This window comes from Mycobacterium sp., assembly GCF_052143115.1.
GTDB lineage: Bacteria > Actinomycetota > Actinomycetes > Mycobacteriales > Mycobacteriaceae > Mycobacterium.
The window spans coordinates 1-13,856 of sequence record NZ_JBKQTQ010000075.1; the positions used below are offsets into that span (position 1 = coordinate 1).

Consider the following 13,856-nt stretch of genomic DNA (forward strand, 5'->3'; position numbering starts at 1 on the left):
CCCTCCGACTCCGTCGGATTGACCGGGAACCACACCATCAGCGAACATCAGCACACGGCCAACAACCGGAACGACCCGGTCCCATACTCATGGCAAACCAGCGGTCCCATCACCCTGGCAGGCGACAGCACGCCTAAATCCTGATACTGCTCCTCAGGCATGGCCTAGGAGTTTCGTTGTAGACCTAGCAACTTTGCACCCGAGGGCCTGAGGGGCCGGTCAGCCCCTCAATGGCGTCCATTTCGGTGCCCTGATAGGGCCGTCCATCGGGTTGTAGCAGGTCGTGAAACCAGACTTTCGGGGCCGTTGTGTACGGATGATCCCATGAGTCCCAGGGGAAGTAGGTCTGGGTCTTGCCGGCGACCAAACCCCAATTGAGTGCACCAATGTTGTACCGCTTGGCGATTGGCAGGATCCCCTCAACAGTGTTGCCCAGAGTCCGGGCCAGGTACTCGGTGCACAGGATCGGGCGCCCTAGTGGGGAAAGCTCAGTGATCCGGGACTCAAAGGCGGCTGGTTCGTCATAGCAGTGGAATGTGATCACGTCGGCGTTGTCCAGTTGAATGCCACTGATTACGCTGTGGCGCCCGGGATCTGCCCGGTCCCCATCCCACACGGCACTGGTCAATGGTTGAGCAGGATCAACTGACCGCGCCCACCGGAACACCCGGGGAAGCAGGTCCGCGACCCGCTCCTGCTTGTCGTTCCTCTCGATCTCGCGATACACGCGCGCGGGATTGTCGGGTTCATTCCACAGATCCCAACCCAAAACGCGATCATCATTGCGGAATTGACTCAACACTCCCGTGACATAGTCATAGAGAACGGGCATGTACCGGCGGTCATCGAGATGTTCAGCGCCCGGGCTTTGCACCCAACCGGAGTTGTGCACCCCAGGCCTTGGCGCGCGCTGCGGACCCGGTTTGGGGAACGGATCCCAACAGGAGTCAAACAAGACAAACAGTGGTTTGATGCGATGGCGCGCCGCGATGGCGACAAACTGCGCCAGACGTCCTCGGAAGCCGCGGTGATCCTGGGCCCAGAGCTGATCATGGAGAAAGACCCGCACAGTGTTGAGCCCGTGCAGCCGGGCCCAGCCGAGCTCGGTATCGATGCGCCGGGGGTCGTAGGTGTCGGCCTGAAACATCTCGAGCTGATTGATGGCGTTTGAGGTGATGTAGTTCGCGCCGACGAGCCAACCTTGCGCTTGATACCAGCGGTTGGCACGGTCGGGTGACCACCGGCTTGGCTGTTCCGCCGAGGCGCGCGGTGCGTGGGCCAACGCAGTGTCCGCTGCCAGCAGCAGCGGTAGCTTCAGGACCGTTCGACGGCGCACAACGGGACCGATGACGAGCAGTTCGCGGCCGCGGCTGCCGCCGCGATACCGGCGGCTCCTGCTGCGGTCGTGTTGATCGTCAGATTCGAGAGCGTCACGTCAAAAACTCCTCTCATTCCGTTCTTTGATCGGGCCTGTTAGTTACCTGACCCGGCCACCGCGTTGAGCGCAGATGTAACCCGAATTCCGTTGCTTTCAAGGTATTCGGAGACAGCGCGGCTGACCACGTCAGCGAGCGTATCGAGGCTTGCGATCAGGGCACCGCGCGGGTCCACCGGAACCGCAAAGCACCGATCAAAGCAGGGATGACACCTTGGGCTGGTATTGCCGAATCGACCCAGGCCAGAGATCATCACGACGTCGTGGTGGTGGATTAGCGACGGTCGTGTGGTGTTCCGCGAGGGGGTCGAAAACGATACCGCCGGCGGTATCGAGTCGGTGCGGATCGAGCTGGCGGCCGCCACGGCCGGCGAACAGCCGCCATGCCTGCGAGGTCTGAAAAATTGGGCCGATCAGATCAACGCACAGCCGCGATCGCGGCCGGCCTGGTGTGATCGGTTAGGCCAGATCCGGCCTGCCAGCTCGCGGACATACAGAAACGCCGCCAGGCCTCAGAGTCGAGGAACCTGGCGGCGTTTCCGCGTGCGCCGGCGCCTACCCGGCCGGCGGCCGATCGAGCGCCACGATAGCGGCCGGATCGTGCGCCAGAAGCGCCTCGACCATGTAGACCGAGCACCACTGGCCGGCCGGCAGGACCAGCGTCGGCCGCATCTTCTCGTCGCAGGCCATCAGCGCACCGCCCGGCGCCGTGTCGCGGCCGTCGAACGCTCCCTGGCCGACGCCACCTGCCAGATATGACCGATTCTGGCCGTAGCGGCGGCTTCGCAACGCCCGCAATCACATTCGGGTGCGTGAGCGAGCAGTGATCAGTCGATGCGGCCCTCCTTGGCATAGCGCCGCCTGAACTTTCGCTGCGCGCGACGGGCGTGCGTGTTGACGAGTCCGGTCGTCGCGACCATGACTCGGGGGAGGGCGTCGATCACACGTACCTGGCCGCCGCGCCATGCGGGCACTGTCGTCACGGGCTTCGGTTTGTCGAGGACCTTCGCGACGGCCTTGACGACATCTTCGGGCTCCAACAACTTCCCGGAAAAGGACAATGCCGCCTGCGGGTCGTCCAGCTTGTCGTAGAGCATCGGCGTCCAGATGCCGTCCGGGCAAACGCAACTGATGTCGATGTGCGTGATGCCGGCCAGCCGAAGGTCGGCCAGCGTGCTCAGGGCGAACCCGATGGCGGCGTGCTTCGACGCGGCGTACACCGCCTCCCCAGGCACGGCGACCAGCCCGGCGAGCGACACGATCGTGACGACGTGCCCGCTGGACTGGCCGCGCATGACATCGAGAGCGGCGAGGGTGCCATTCATCGCGCCCAAACCATTGACCTCCATCATCAGCCGGCGGGTGTTCTCGTCCTGCTCCCAGGCCGGCCCGGTGACCAGCACACCCGCGTTGTTGACCCAGAGGCCTAGCGACCCAACCCTCTCGCTCGTGGCGTGGGCGATGTCGAGGCATGCCTGCGCATCCCGGACGTCGAGCGCCGAGGCGAACCCGTCATGCCCGATCTCGGCAGCGGCAGCCTTAGCCGCAGCTAAGTCGACGTCGGTAACGTGCACGGCATACCCACGATCGGCGAGCATCCCGGCCAACGCCCGGCCCAAACCGCGCCCGGACCCGGTGACAACAGCCCCGCTGGCGCCGGGAACCGTCATCGTGAGCCGCGGGTGAGCTGGCCGTAGTTGAGCCCGCCGTGGGTGATCCCGGGAACGACCGGCCAGAAACGCTTCAACGCCAACAGTTCCGACGACGGCTGGATCTGCAGCCAACGCGGGTCGGCCTTGCACGGGTCAGCCATGACCTTCTCTTTGACCATCGAGTCGTATTGGTCCAGAGAGTCTTCGAGGGTGTTGGCGTTCGGGACAATCTCGCGGCCGTACTGCTTGGAATACCGCTTCACGCCCGGTATCTTCGACAGCTCGGGCTGCCAGTTGTCGGCCGAGATGCCGTTCTCGGAGGAGACCCACACCCCGTCGGGGGTGTTGACGACGAGCGAATGGTTGCCGTCGGTGTGGCCGGGGGTCCACATGAGGGTCACACCGACGCCGAGTTCGATGTCGCCGTCGAAGGCGATGATCGAGTCCGGGTCGACACCATCCATACCGTCCTCGACATACCAGGCCCACTGCATCGGGTGCAGCGATTCCAATGTCGCCAATTCCCGGGTGTGCGCGAGCAACTTGGCGTTGCCGAAGATCGGCGTCCGCGGCGCCGCCTCACCCGGGATCGGGTTGCTCGAGCCGAGGATCATCCGGGGGTCCTGGACGTGGAGGTGATCAAACGTTGCATAGTCGATGTCGTCGGCGCTCAGCCCAAGCACCCGCAGCGCGTCCTGCGGCTCGTTGTAGTACTTGAGATAGACCGCTTCGGTCAGCTTGGTCCCCAACCCCAGTGGTGTCTTCTGACCCAGTGCGATGAGGGACCGATAGAAAGGCGCCTCCGCCGACCCGGCCGGCACGGTCGGCTCGAACACCAAAACCCTACGCTCGCCAGCGAAGTCATCGTACTCGACGACCGTCATCAGGTTCATAAACGAGATCATCGGCACGTGCGGCGCGATGGCAGCCCCGTGGAAGGCGAACGCGGTCGGGTACGGCGCCGTCGCAATATCGATGGACCGCACCGCGCGAATCTGGCCCGCACTCTTGAACCGGGCCTTGTATGCCGTGGCCGCCTCGCGGACCGCAGCCAGCCTCTTCCCCCGCGGCCAGACATCGTGGACGCCCTCGAACTCGGGGATACCCCGGGCACCGATCACCTCCAGGGCGGACGTGTTCGCAATGGTCATCGGAGATCTCCTTCTTCTGTGTGGGCCGACATCCAGCAAGTGCGAATGTGTCATGCAATAGCCGCAATGTCAGGTTCGAGTGAGGTGGCCTTCCGCACGCAGCGCAGCGGCGGCCGGGCGATCCATTGCCCGGTCGTGGAGCGCACCAGCTCGCCGACCGCAGCCATGCATCAACGCTAGGCCGTCAGTGTCACGAGGATGTCACAAGTCATCAGGAACTCATCGCCCAAACCCCCGCAGACAGTTGTGGACTTTCATGGACCTGAATGGCCTGTCGTCGCAGGTCAGCGGCAAGATACCGGCCCAACCGCTGGTACCCCCGCGGACGGCGATGGACCGCCGCGGACGAGTCGGGGCTGCCTCCGGAGCAGAAGGCCTATGGGCGCCATGTCCGCTGGCGCTAGCAGACGCACACCTTCTCGCCATCGCCTACCCGATACAACGCCTTATCGTCAACTATCGCCCATGATTTTCACTCGGCGCGCCGTGCAGCCGGTCACCGCTGCGTGGCGTCCATCCATAACGCGACATCAATGCGCCGCAACAGACTCACGCCCGGCGGTGCGTTGTCGCACACTTCGGCGATTGTCTGACGCCTTGCAGAATCTGCCAATTGATCGTGCATGGTCACCCAGAACAGTCCCTTGGGTGGCTTCAACACGCGCGCAACCTCCTTATCAAGGATCGGGATCACACGGGGCCGCTTGGCCGCGATCAGCTTTCCCGCGGTCACCCACCCGACCTTCTTTAGCGTGCACAGCTCGGCGTGTAGTCGATCAGCCGCATTGCCTGATTCCACGCATGAACGGTCAACTTCCCAAAGATCGCGATCAGGAGGTATCTGCCTAAGTAGGTCGTTGAAGTGATCAGCCTCAGTGAGGATGAGCCGGGCCGCCGACTCCGATGGCACGTTAACCGAGAGTGATTCAACTGCAACGAGGTCGGACGGGCCGAACCGGTTCGGATCGCCGGATGCAGCAAACCTCTCGAACCAGCGCCCGGTGAACTGGTCGCGGGGGCCGCCATCAAAGTAGCGATCCAAGTAACGGCGGACCTTCTTTCGGTGGTCGTCGAACCAGTCGCCCAGATCGAATGCAAATCCCTTTGTCATCGTTATCCCCATTCACTCTTCTCGCCTGTCGCTACCGTTCGGTAGCGGCTCGCCCCAGTTGTCCAGTCCACACGCCCCAAAGAACCAGTCATAGCTAAAGGCTGGGTTGTCCGCTTTGAAGCCCTCAATCATAAACCCTCACTTGCTGTTTCGAAACTAGTTCGTCAATACGGTTGTCAGCCAATGAATCTGTAGTCGTGGATGTGGTTGTTGGCCACCAGGAAGAGGTGGAAATGCGCCAACACCAACGTGCCTAGGTGCGAAGACGCCGGTGCGCTCGGTCGCGGGCGCGCTCAGAGGATCCGACCTTCTTCTAGGGGATAGCTCTTGGCGTGTTGGGTTGTTAGCGCGAATCGCGTGCGCATTGATGCGGCAACGACCGCACATTCGCCGCGGTGCCATGCTTACCGCAGCCCGGACTGTCCGCCGATACCCTCGTCGTCGACGTCGCGCCAAAAATCCAAGTCGTACTGCGTGTCCGGGATCGGGATCTTTTCGCTGGCCCGCTGATCGGCCTCGGCGGGGCCCCGGTCGAGCTCTCCGGCATCGATATCGAGCCGGTCGACATCGTTGAGGAGACGGTCGGCGTCGTTGATGAGTCGGCGCATCGCGGGGATGTCGCCGCAGCGTGACCTCAGCGATGCTACGCACTGCCGCACACCCCCGATGAGGTAGTGCAGCTCGGCGAGTTCGGTGAAGCCCGACACGCGACCTCCTGGCGCTGAGGGTGTCACGAATCACAGTACGAGACCTGATGCTAACGACATTCCGACCGGGGCGTGACGCCGGTCACGTCCACGGAGTGCAGCAATCCGAACTTCGCCCGCGGCGGTGTCGCACACGTGATCGGCTGTCCGCTCGCCCGGTCGCGCACGACGCCCACCACCTGGATGTCGGGGTCGGCGAGGCGGACCTTGGTCGAGGTGGCGTTCCACAACGAGGGCACCTGGATGAACGGCTCGGGGCAGAGGTCACATAGAGTAGCGCCGAGCAAGCATTTGCTCGGCGCTACCTTATGGGTGGTCGGCGTGCACCCGACAGTCGCGGCTTGGGTGGTGCTGGCATGTTCTGGCCCGAGCGAGTTCCCGTGATGAGGAGTTATGTGCGATGCCTGAGGCATACATCGTGGACGCGATCCGCACCGCGGTCGGCAAGAAGGGCGGCGCGCTGTCCGCGGTGCACCCCGCCGACCTCGGGGCCAGGGTGATTACGCAGCTGCTCGAGCGCAACCAGGTGAACCCGCTCGAGATTGACGACGTGGTGTTCGGCTGCGTCGACGCGATCGGCCCGCAAGCCGGCAACATCGCCCGCACGGCGTGGCTCACGGCCGGCTTCCCGGAGCAGGTCCCCGGCGTCACCGTTGACCGCCAGTGCGGGTCGAGTCAGCAGGCGCTGCACTTCGCCGCGCAGGCCGTCATGAGCGGCACCGCCGACCTGATCGTGGCTGGTGGCGTCCAGAACATGAGCATGATCCCGATCGCCTCGGCGATGATCGTCGGCCAGCAGTTCGGGTTCGAGACCCCGTTCAAGGGCTCGGCCGGCTGGGAGCACCGCTACGGCGACCAGGAGGTCTCGCAGTTCCGCGGTGCGGAGCTTATCGCCGACAAGTGGGACATCAGCCGCGAGGAGATGGAGCGCTGGGCCCTACAGAGTCACGAGCGCGCCCGCAAAGCGATCGCCGAGGGTCTTTTCGACAACGAGATCGTCCCGGTCGGCAAGTTCATGGTGGATGAGGGCCCGCGTGAGACCAGCCTGGAGAAGATGGCGGGGCTGAACAGCCTCGTCGAGGGCGGTCGTATCACCGCAGCCCTGGCCAGCCAGATCTGCGACGGCGCCAGCGCGACCCTCGTCGCGTCCGAGGCCGCGGTGAAGGCGCACAGGCTCAGGCCCCGCGCCCGGGTGCACCACCTCAGCGCCCGCGGCGCGGACCCGATCTTGATGCTCAGCGCGCCGATCCCGGCCACCGAGTACGCGCTGGAGAAGACCGGTCTGACCATGGGCGACATCGACGTGGTGGAGATCAACGAAGCCTTCGCGCCGGTCGTGCTGGCCTGGATCAAGGAGACCGGAGCCGACCCGGCGAAGGTTAACCGCAATGGCGGCGCCATTGCGCTGGGCCACCCGCTTGGCGCGACCGGCACGAAGCTGTTCGCCACGCTGCTCAACGAGCTCGAACGCACCGGCGGCCGCTATGGTCTGCAGACCATCTGCGAGGGCGGCGGCACGGCCAACGTCACCATCATCGAGCGCCTCAACTGACGGGGCGACGGCCTGCTCGATTGAGGTGGGCCGCATCTGCGTTCGGCCCGGCGTCGCAATGGGGTCGGCGCCGTCGCGGCTGCGAATGCCGGTGTGGCGCAGCGAGTGCCGACCTGTGGTGCGGAATTGTGGTCGTTCCGATGCAGGCCGTCGCGAAGATCGCGCCGCCCTTTTTGCGGCCATGGTTGCCGCGGTCACCTCACCATGTGCCGGAGGTGTCGGCTATCGGTGGATGTGTGCGGTGGCTGACCCCCGCGGCACTAGATTCGTTCGATGATGGTGCCGGTGGCCAGCGCGCCACCATTGCACATGGTGATCAGGGCGGTCGACTCGTCTCGGCGCTCGAGCTCGTGCAGGGCGGTGGTGATCAGTCGCGAGCCCGAGCTGCCTACTGGATGGCCGAGGGCGATGGCGCCGCCGTTGACGTTGACCTTGTCCATGTCGGGCTGGTGCACCTGTGCCCACGACAGTGCCACCGACGCGAAGGCCTCGTTGACCTCGAACAGGTCCAGGTCGCCGATCTTCATGCCAGCCTTCTGCAGCACCCGGGTGGTGGCCTGCACCGGGCCGTCGAGATGGAACTCGGGTTCGGCGCCGACGAGGACCTGGGCGACGATCCGGGCGCGCGGCTTGAGGCCCAGCGGTGCGACGCGGTCGGCGTCCATCAACAACACCGCGGCGGCGCCGTCGGAGATCTGTGAGGCGGTGCCGGCGGTGTGGATGCCACCCTCGAGAACCGGCTTGAGTTTGGCCAGGGACTCGGCGGTGGTGTCGCGCAGGCCCTGATCGCGGGAAACGACCTGGGTCTCGCCGGTCTTGTTGCCCTCCTCGTCGACGACGGGGGCCCTCACCGGGACGACCTCGCGGTCGAAGCGGCCCTGCGCCCACGCCTGCTTGGCTAGGGCTTGCGAGCGCACGCCGAGCACCTCGATGTCTTTGCGAGTCAGGCCGCGCCGCTTGGCGATGCGCTCGGCGGCCTCGAATTGGTTTGGCATGTCGATGTCCCACGAGTCTGGGTGACGCGGTCCCGCCTGGGTGCCGACGTTGGCGCCGAGGGGGACCTGGCTCATCGCCTCGATGCCGCACGCGATGCCGATGTCGATCGCGCCGGTGGCGATCAGGCCGGCGATAAGGTGGTTGGCCTGCTGCGCGGAGCCGCACTGGCAGTCAATGGTGGTTGCGCCGACCTGCCACGGCAGCCCGGCGGCCAGCCAGGCGGTGCGGGTGACGTTGTTGGACTGGGCGCCGGCCTGGGTGACGCAGCCGCCGATGACCTGCTCGACGAGGGCCGCATCGATGGCTGCGCGGTCGATCAGCCCGATCTGGGCGGCGCCGAGGATCTCGGCCGCGTGCATGCCGGAGAGCCATCCGCCCCGCTTGCCGATGGGTGTGCGGACCGCTTCGACGATTACTGGTGCACCCATGCCGACTCCTTCACCACCTGGTTGCTAGAACATGTTCTTGCTATCAGCTGCGGCTTCGGCAGTCGATAGAACAGGGCAATTCCGAATGTAGTGGACTCAAAAGTAGAACGAAATCCACACCCCCGGCAGTCGAGGGCGCTACAGCAGAACCCCGGTCGCGGCCCGACGCCGAAGCGCGACGCCGAACGGCTGCCGGTCACGATGGATTGGTGGGTGCTGTTGACGAGATCGTTCGATCCTCGGCGGCCACTGGCGAAGCTACTGCACTCGCCGGGCGGTTTTGTTCGCTCTGGGAAGTACGGCCGGTCATGGCTGGTCAGCTATCTGATAAGTTCTTCAATCGATCGAAGATGGGAAATCGGAAGTCTTCAGGAGACCGGTGGTGTCCGAACCGCTGTACAAGCTCAAGGGCGAGTTCTTTAAGACGCTTGGGCATCCGGCAAGGATCAGGATTCTGGAGCTGCTGGCGATGCGGGACCGGTCGGTTGGTGAACTGTTGCCCGAGGTGGGGCTGGAGTCATCGAATCTGTCCCAGCAGCTGGGGGTGCTGCGGCGGGCTGGGGTCGTTGATGCGCGCAAGGACGGCAACACGGTGATCTATTCGATCGCCTCGCCGGATATCGCCGAACTGCTCGCGGTGGCACGCAAGGTGTTAACCGGGATGCTCAGCGATCGGGTCGCGGTGCTGGAGGACTTGCGCGCCGGCGGCCCCGCGGACCTGCGGTAGCTGTATGGGGTGGATCGGCAAGATCGTGCGGGTCGGCCGGGTCGTCGAGCCCGCTGGCCCAGCGCCGGCTCCGGTCGTGGAACCACCTGCCGCAGTGAAGGGTTCGCTGCAGATCCGCCACGTCGACGCCGGCTCCTGTAACGGGTGCGAGGTGGAGATCTCGGGTGCGTTCGGCCCGGTTTATGACGCGGAGCGGTTCGGGGCGCGGCTGGTGGCTTCCCCGCGGCACGCCGATGCACTGCTGGTGACCGGTGTCGTGACGCGCAATATGGCTGAGCCGCTGCGAAATACCGTGGAAGCGACTCCGCGGCCGCGGGTGGTGATCGGGTGCGGGGACTGCGCCCTGAACCGAGGGGTGTTCAGGGATGCCTACGGGGTCATCGGCGCGGTGGGTGAGGTGGTGCCCGTCGACGTTGAGATCCCGGGTTGTCCGCCGACCCCGAGCGAGATCGTCGCGGCCCTGCGATCGGTGACTGGCAGATGACGGTGACGCTGACGCCGGCTCCGGCGTCCGCGCCAAACGTCTTGCCCCGGGACGGCCTCGGACGCGGCTTATCGGGAATCCTGGTGACCTGTGTCGGCGGGTTGGGGGTCATGCTGGGTCTCTTGGGGATGTTCGGGTCATTGCGGTTGCTGCACATCGGCTGGCTGCTTCCGCTGTCGGGGGTGTGGCTGGGCCTCGACCCACTCGGCGGTTTCTTTATGGCGGCCACCGGTGGCGTCGCGATTCCCGTCGGCGTCTACCTGTGCGGGTACCGCCACCATTTGGCCCGGGTCCCGCTGGCGGTGCTGCCGCTGTTTGTCGCGGCGATGCTGTTGGTGCCCGCGGCGGGGTCGGTGACAACGTTCCTGCTGGCGTGGGAGTTGATGGCAATCGCGTCGCTGGTGCTGGTGCTGGCCGAGCACACCCGCCCCGAGGTCCGCTCGGCCGGCCGGTTCTACGCGGTGATGACCCAGCTCGGGTTCGTGGCCGTGCTGATCGGGCTGATGGTGTTGTCGGCGGCTGGTGGCGCCGACCGATTCGCCGACCTGACGCGGGTACCCGATGCCGCACGGACCGCTGTCTTCCTGTTGACGGTAGCCGGGTTCGGGTCGAAGGCCGGGCTGGTGCCGCTGCACGCCTGGTTGCCGCGTGCGCATCCCGAGGCGCCGAGCCCGGTGTCGGCGCTGATGAGCGCCGCGATGGTCAACCTCGGCATCTACGGCATCGTGCGCTTCGATCTGCAGCTGCTGGGACCTGGCCCGCGCTGGTGGGGGCTGACCCTGCTGGTCGTCGGCGGCCTATCCGCGCTTTACGGGGTGTTGCAGGCCTCGGTCGCGACCGATCTCAAACGGCTGCTTGCCTATTCGACCACCGAGAACATGGGCCTGATCACCCTCGCGCTGGGCGCGGCGACGCTGCTCGCCGGCGCCGGGATGGCCGCACCGGCGACCATCGCGATGGCCGCGGCCATGCTGCACCTGATCGCGCACGCGGCGTTCAAGAGCTTGGGGTTCCTGGCCGCCGGCTCGGTGTTGGCGGCCACCGGGCTGCGCGACCTGGACCGGCTCGGCGGGCTGGCCAAAAGGATGCCGGCGACCACGATCCTGTTCGGGGTCGCTGCACTGGGCGCGTGCGGGCTTCCATTGGGTGCCGGCTTTGTTAGCGAGTGGCTGCTGGTCCAATCGCTGATCCACACCGCCGCCGGGCACGACACGGTCGTGGCGCTGACCACACCGTTGGCGGTCGGCGCGGTGGCGCTGACCACCGGGCTGGGCGTGGCGGCGATGGTCAAGGCGTTCGGGATCGGGTTCCTGGCCCGCCCGCGCTGCGAGCCGGCCGCACACGCGCGTGAGGCCCCCGTCGGCATGCTTGCCGGGATGACGATCACGGCGCTGGCCTGTGTGGTGCTGGCGGTGGCGCCGATGATATTCGCGCCCGCGTTGCGGCGGGCCCTCGGCGCGCTGCCCGCCGGGCGAGGTGTCGCGTTCACCGACTTCGGCGTCGTGGTGCGGTTACCCGGCTTGCACGGCTCGATCGCGCCCGCGGTGATCGCCGCCGCCCTGGCCGCGGCTGTCTTGGCCGCCGTTGGGCTGGCGCATGGGCGGTCGCGGCGGCGCCCCGAACCTGTTACCCCGCCGCTATGGGCCTGCGGGGCAGATGATCTCACCGAGCGGATGCAGTACACCGCCACGTCGTTCGCCGAGCCGCTTCAGCGGGTGTTCGACGACGTGCTGCGTCCCGACACCGACATCGAGATCACCCACACCGCGGAGTCGCGATACCTGGCCGAGAGGGTCATCTACCGGACCGCGATTGTCGACGCGATCGAACAGCGGCTCTACACCCCGGTGATTCGCGCGGTGGCCGCGGCCGCCGGGCTGGTGCGGCGCGCCCACACCGGCAGCGTGCACCTGTATTTGGCCTACGGCGCGCTCGGTGTGCTCGTCGTGTTGGTGGTGGCGCGGTGAACATGATGTCCTACCTCGCCGGCGCCGCCCAGATCGGTGCGGTCATGCTCGGCGCGCCGGTTCTGATCGGCGCGATGCGCCAGGTGCGAGCACGGTTGGAGGGGCGCGCCGGTGGCGGCGTGCTGCAGCCGTGGCGCGACATAATCAAACAGCTTGGCAAACAACAGATCACGCCGCTGGGAACGACGGTGGTGTTCGCGGCCGCCCCGGCGATCGTCGCCGGGACGACGCTGCTCATCGCCGCGATCTCGCCGTTGGTTGCCACCGGCTCACCGCTGGACTCGAGTGCAGACTTGTTCGCCATCGTCGGGCTGCTGTTTTTGGGCACCGTCGCGTTGACGCTGGCCGGCATCGACACCGGCACGTCGTTCGGCGGGATGGGGGCAAGCCGGGAGATCACCATCGCGGCCCTGGTCGAACCGACGATCCTGCTCGCCGTGTTCGCGCTGTCCATTCCGGCCGGATCGGCCAATCTCGGCGCGCTGGTGGCCAACACCATCGAGCACCCCGGGCAGGTGGTGTCGCTGGCCGGGGTGCTCGCGTTCGCGGCGCTGGTGATCGTGATCGTCGCCGAGACGGGACGGTTGCCGGTCGACAACCCAGCCACGCATCTGGAGTTGACGATGGTGCATGAGGCGATGGTGCTGGAGTACGCGGGTCCGCGCCTGGCGCTGGTCGAATGGGCCGCCGGGATGCGGCTCACCGTATTGCTGGCGCTGCTGGCGAATCTGTTCCTGCCGTGGGGAATCGCCGGCGGGCACCCGCGCGCCACCGACGTGGTGATCGGCCTCGTGGCGATCGCGGTCAAGGTCGCTGTGCTGGCGGTGTTGCTCGCGACCGCGGAAGTGTTCATCGCCAAACTGCGCCTGTTCCGGGTACCCGAACTGCTGGCCGGGTCGTTTCTGCTGGCCCTGCTGGCGGTCACGGCCGCCAACTTCTTCACCGTACGGGCATGAGGGCACACCGATGACCGACGCTACCTTCGCGATCCTGGTCGACTTCGCCGCGGGCGGGCTGATGCTGGCCGCGGTGCTGATCGTGTGGCGCCGCGACCTGCGCGCCATCGGGCGCCTGCTGGCCTGGCAAGGTGTTGCGCTGGCCACGATTCCGATCGTGCGCGGAACTCACGACAACGACCAAGCGCTGATCGCCGTGGGCGTCGCGGTGCTGGCGCTGCGCGCCCTGGTGCTGCCCTGGCTGCTGGCCCGCGCGGTGGGTGCCGAGCAACGCGCGCAACGCGAGGCAACACCCTTGGTGAACACCGCCACCTCGCTGCTGATCACCGCCGTCTTGACCGTCGTCGCGTTCGCGATCACGCGCCCGCTGGTGAACCTGCAACCCAGTGCCACCACCACCGCCGTCCCGGCGGCATTTGCGGTGCTGCTCATCGCGCTGTTCGTGATGACCACGCGGCGTCACGCGGTGTCGCAGGCGGCCGGATTCCTGATGCTGGACAACGGGATCGCCGCGACCGCGTTCCTGCTCACCGCCGGTGTGCCGCTGATCGTCGAACTGGGCGCCTCGCTGGACGTGCTGTTCGCGGTGATCGTGATCGGCGTACTGACCGGCCGGCTGCGGCGCGCCTTCGGCGGCGCGGACCTCGACCAGCTACGCGAGCTGCGGGACTGATGACCGCACTGCTGCTC

Annotated in this window: 14 protein-coding genes; 6 read left to right on the forward strand and 8 right to left on the reverse strand. The window is 66.3% G+C overall.

What is annotated here, in order from left to right:
- Window positions 1-184: 184 nt before the first annotated feature.
- From ACLQI9_RS08815 to ACLQI9_RS08845, 7 genes are all read right to left on the reverse strand, one after another.
- A complete protein-coding gene (locus ACLQI9_RS08815) occupies window positions 185-1,336 on the reverse strand; it encodes a 1,4-beta-xylanase (protein WP_442376269.1) in 1,152 nt (383 codons plus the stop codon).
- Window positions 1,337-1,990: 654 nt separating this feature from the next.
- Window positions 1,991-2,224, reverse strand: coding sequence for a hypothetical protein (locus tag ACLQI9_RS08820; protein ID WP_442391491.1), 234 nt, complete (start codon window positions 2,222-2,224; stop codon window positions 1,991-1,993).
- Window positions 2,225-2,262: 38 nt separating this feature from the next.
- Entirely contained in the window at window positions 2,263-3,105 is an 843-nt protein-coding gene (locus tag ACLQI9_RS08825; RefSeq protein ID WP_442376273.1) for an SDR family NAD(P)-dependent oxidoreductase, read from the reverse strand.
- A complete protein-coding gene (locus ACLQI9_RS08830) occupies window positions 3,102-4,238 on the reverse strand; it encodes a hypothetical protein (protein ID WP_442376275.1) in 1,137 nt (378 codons plus the stop codon). Before ACLQI9_RS08830 ends, ACLQI9_RS08825 begins: the two co-directional genes overlap by 4 nt.
- Before the next feature lie 496 nt (window positions 4,239-4,734).
- Window positions 4,735-5,361 carry a DUF6308 family protein gene (locus tag ACLQI9_RS08835; RefSeq protein WP_442391493.1) on the reverse strand — a complete coding sequence of 209 codons (627 nt, stop codon included), beginning with the start codon at window positions 5,359-5,361 and terminating at the stop codon, window positions 4,735-4,737.
- A 392-nt stretch (window positions 5,362-5,753) separates the two neighbouring features.
- Window positions 5,754-6,056, reverse strand: coding sequence for a hypothetical protein (locus ACLQI9_RS08840; RefSeq protein WP_442376280.1), 303 nt, complete (start codon window positions 6,054-6,056; stop codon window positions 5,754-5,756).
- A 50-nt stretch (window positions 6,057-6,106) separates the two neighbouring features.
- The gene (locus ACLQI9_RS08845) at window positions 6,107-6,343 is read right to left on the reverse strand and encodes a hypothetical protein (RefSeq protein WP_442391495.1); all 237 of its coding nucleotides are present in this window, start codon (window positions 6,341-6,343) and stop codon (window positions 6,107-6,109) included.
- Window positions 6,344-6,456: 113 nt separating this feature from the next.
- On the opposite strand from ACLQI9_RS08845, the gene ACLQI9_RS08850 reads away from it, so the two are divergent.
- Window positions 6,457-7,608, forward strand: a complete 1,152-nt coding sequence (locus ACLQI9_RS08850) for an acetyl-CoA C-acetyltransferase (protein ID WP_442376283.1) — start codon at window positions 6,457-6,459, stop codon at window positions 7,606-7,608.
- Between the two features lie 260 nt (window positions 7,609-7,868).
- On the opposite strand, the gene ACLQI9_RS08855 is transcribed toward ACLQI9_RS08850, so the two are convergent.
- Window positions 7,869-9,032, reverse strand: coding sequence for a steroid 3-ketoacyl-CoA thiolase (locus ACLQI9_RS08855; RefSeq protein WP_442376284.1), 1,164 nt, complete (start codon window positions 9,030-9,032; stop codon window positions 7,869-7,871).
- A gap of 379 nt (window positions 9,033-9,411) precedes the next feature.
- On the opposite strand from ACLQI9_RS08855, the gene ACLQI9_RS08860 reads away from it, so the two are divergent.
- From ACLQI9_RS08860 to ACLQI9_RS08880, 5 genes are all read left to right on the forward strand, one after another.
- Entirely contained in the window at window positions 9,412-9,759 is a 348-nt protein-coding gene (locus ACLQI9_RS08860) for a lsr2/espR transcriptional regulator (protein WP_442391497.1), read from the forward strand.
- A gap of 4 nt (window positions 9,760-9,763) precedes the next feature.
- Window positions 9,764-10,243, forward strand: a complete 480-nt coding sequence (locus ACLQI9_RS08865) for an NADH-quinone oxidoreductase subunit B family protein (RefSeq protein WP_442380734.1) — start codon at window positions 9,764-9,766, stop codon at window positions 10,241-10,243.
- 110 nt (window positions 10,244-10,353) lie between these two features.
- Entirely contained in the window at window positions 10,354-12,210 is a 1,857-nt protein-coding gene (locus tag ACLQI9_RS08870) for a proton-conducting transporter transmembrane domain-containing protein (RefSeq protein WP_442380742.1), read from the forward strand.
- A 5-nt stretch (window positions 12,211-12,215) separates the two neighbouring features.
- Window positions 12,216-13,166: a respiratory chain complex I subunit 1 family protein gene (locus ACLQI9_RS08875; protein WP_442380744.1), complete on the forward strand. Its 951-nt coding sequence runs from the start codon at window positions 12,216-12,218 to the stop codon at window positions 13,164-13,166.
- Between the two features lie 10 nt (window positions 13,167-13,176).
- On the forward strand, window positions 13,177-13,839 hold the full coding sequence (locus tag ACLQI9_RS08880; RefSeq protein WP_442380736.1) for a hypothetical protein: 663 nt from the start codon (window positions 13,177-13,179) through the stop codon (window positions 13,837-13,839).
- Window positions 13,840-13,856: the final 17 nt, after the last annotated feature.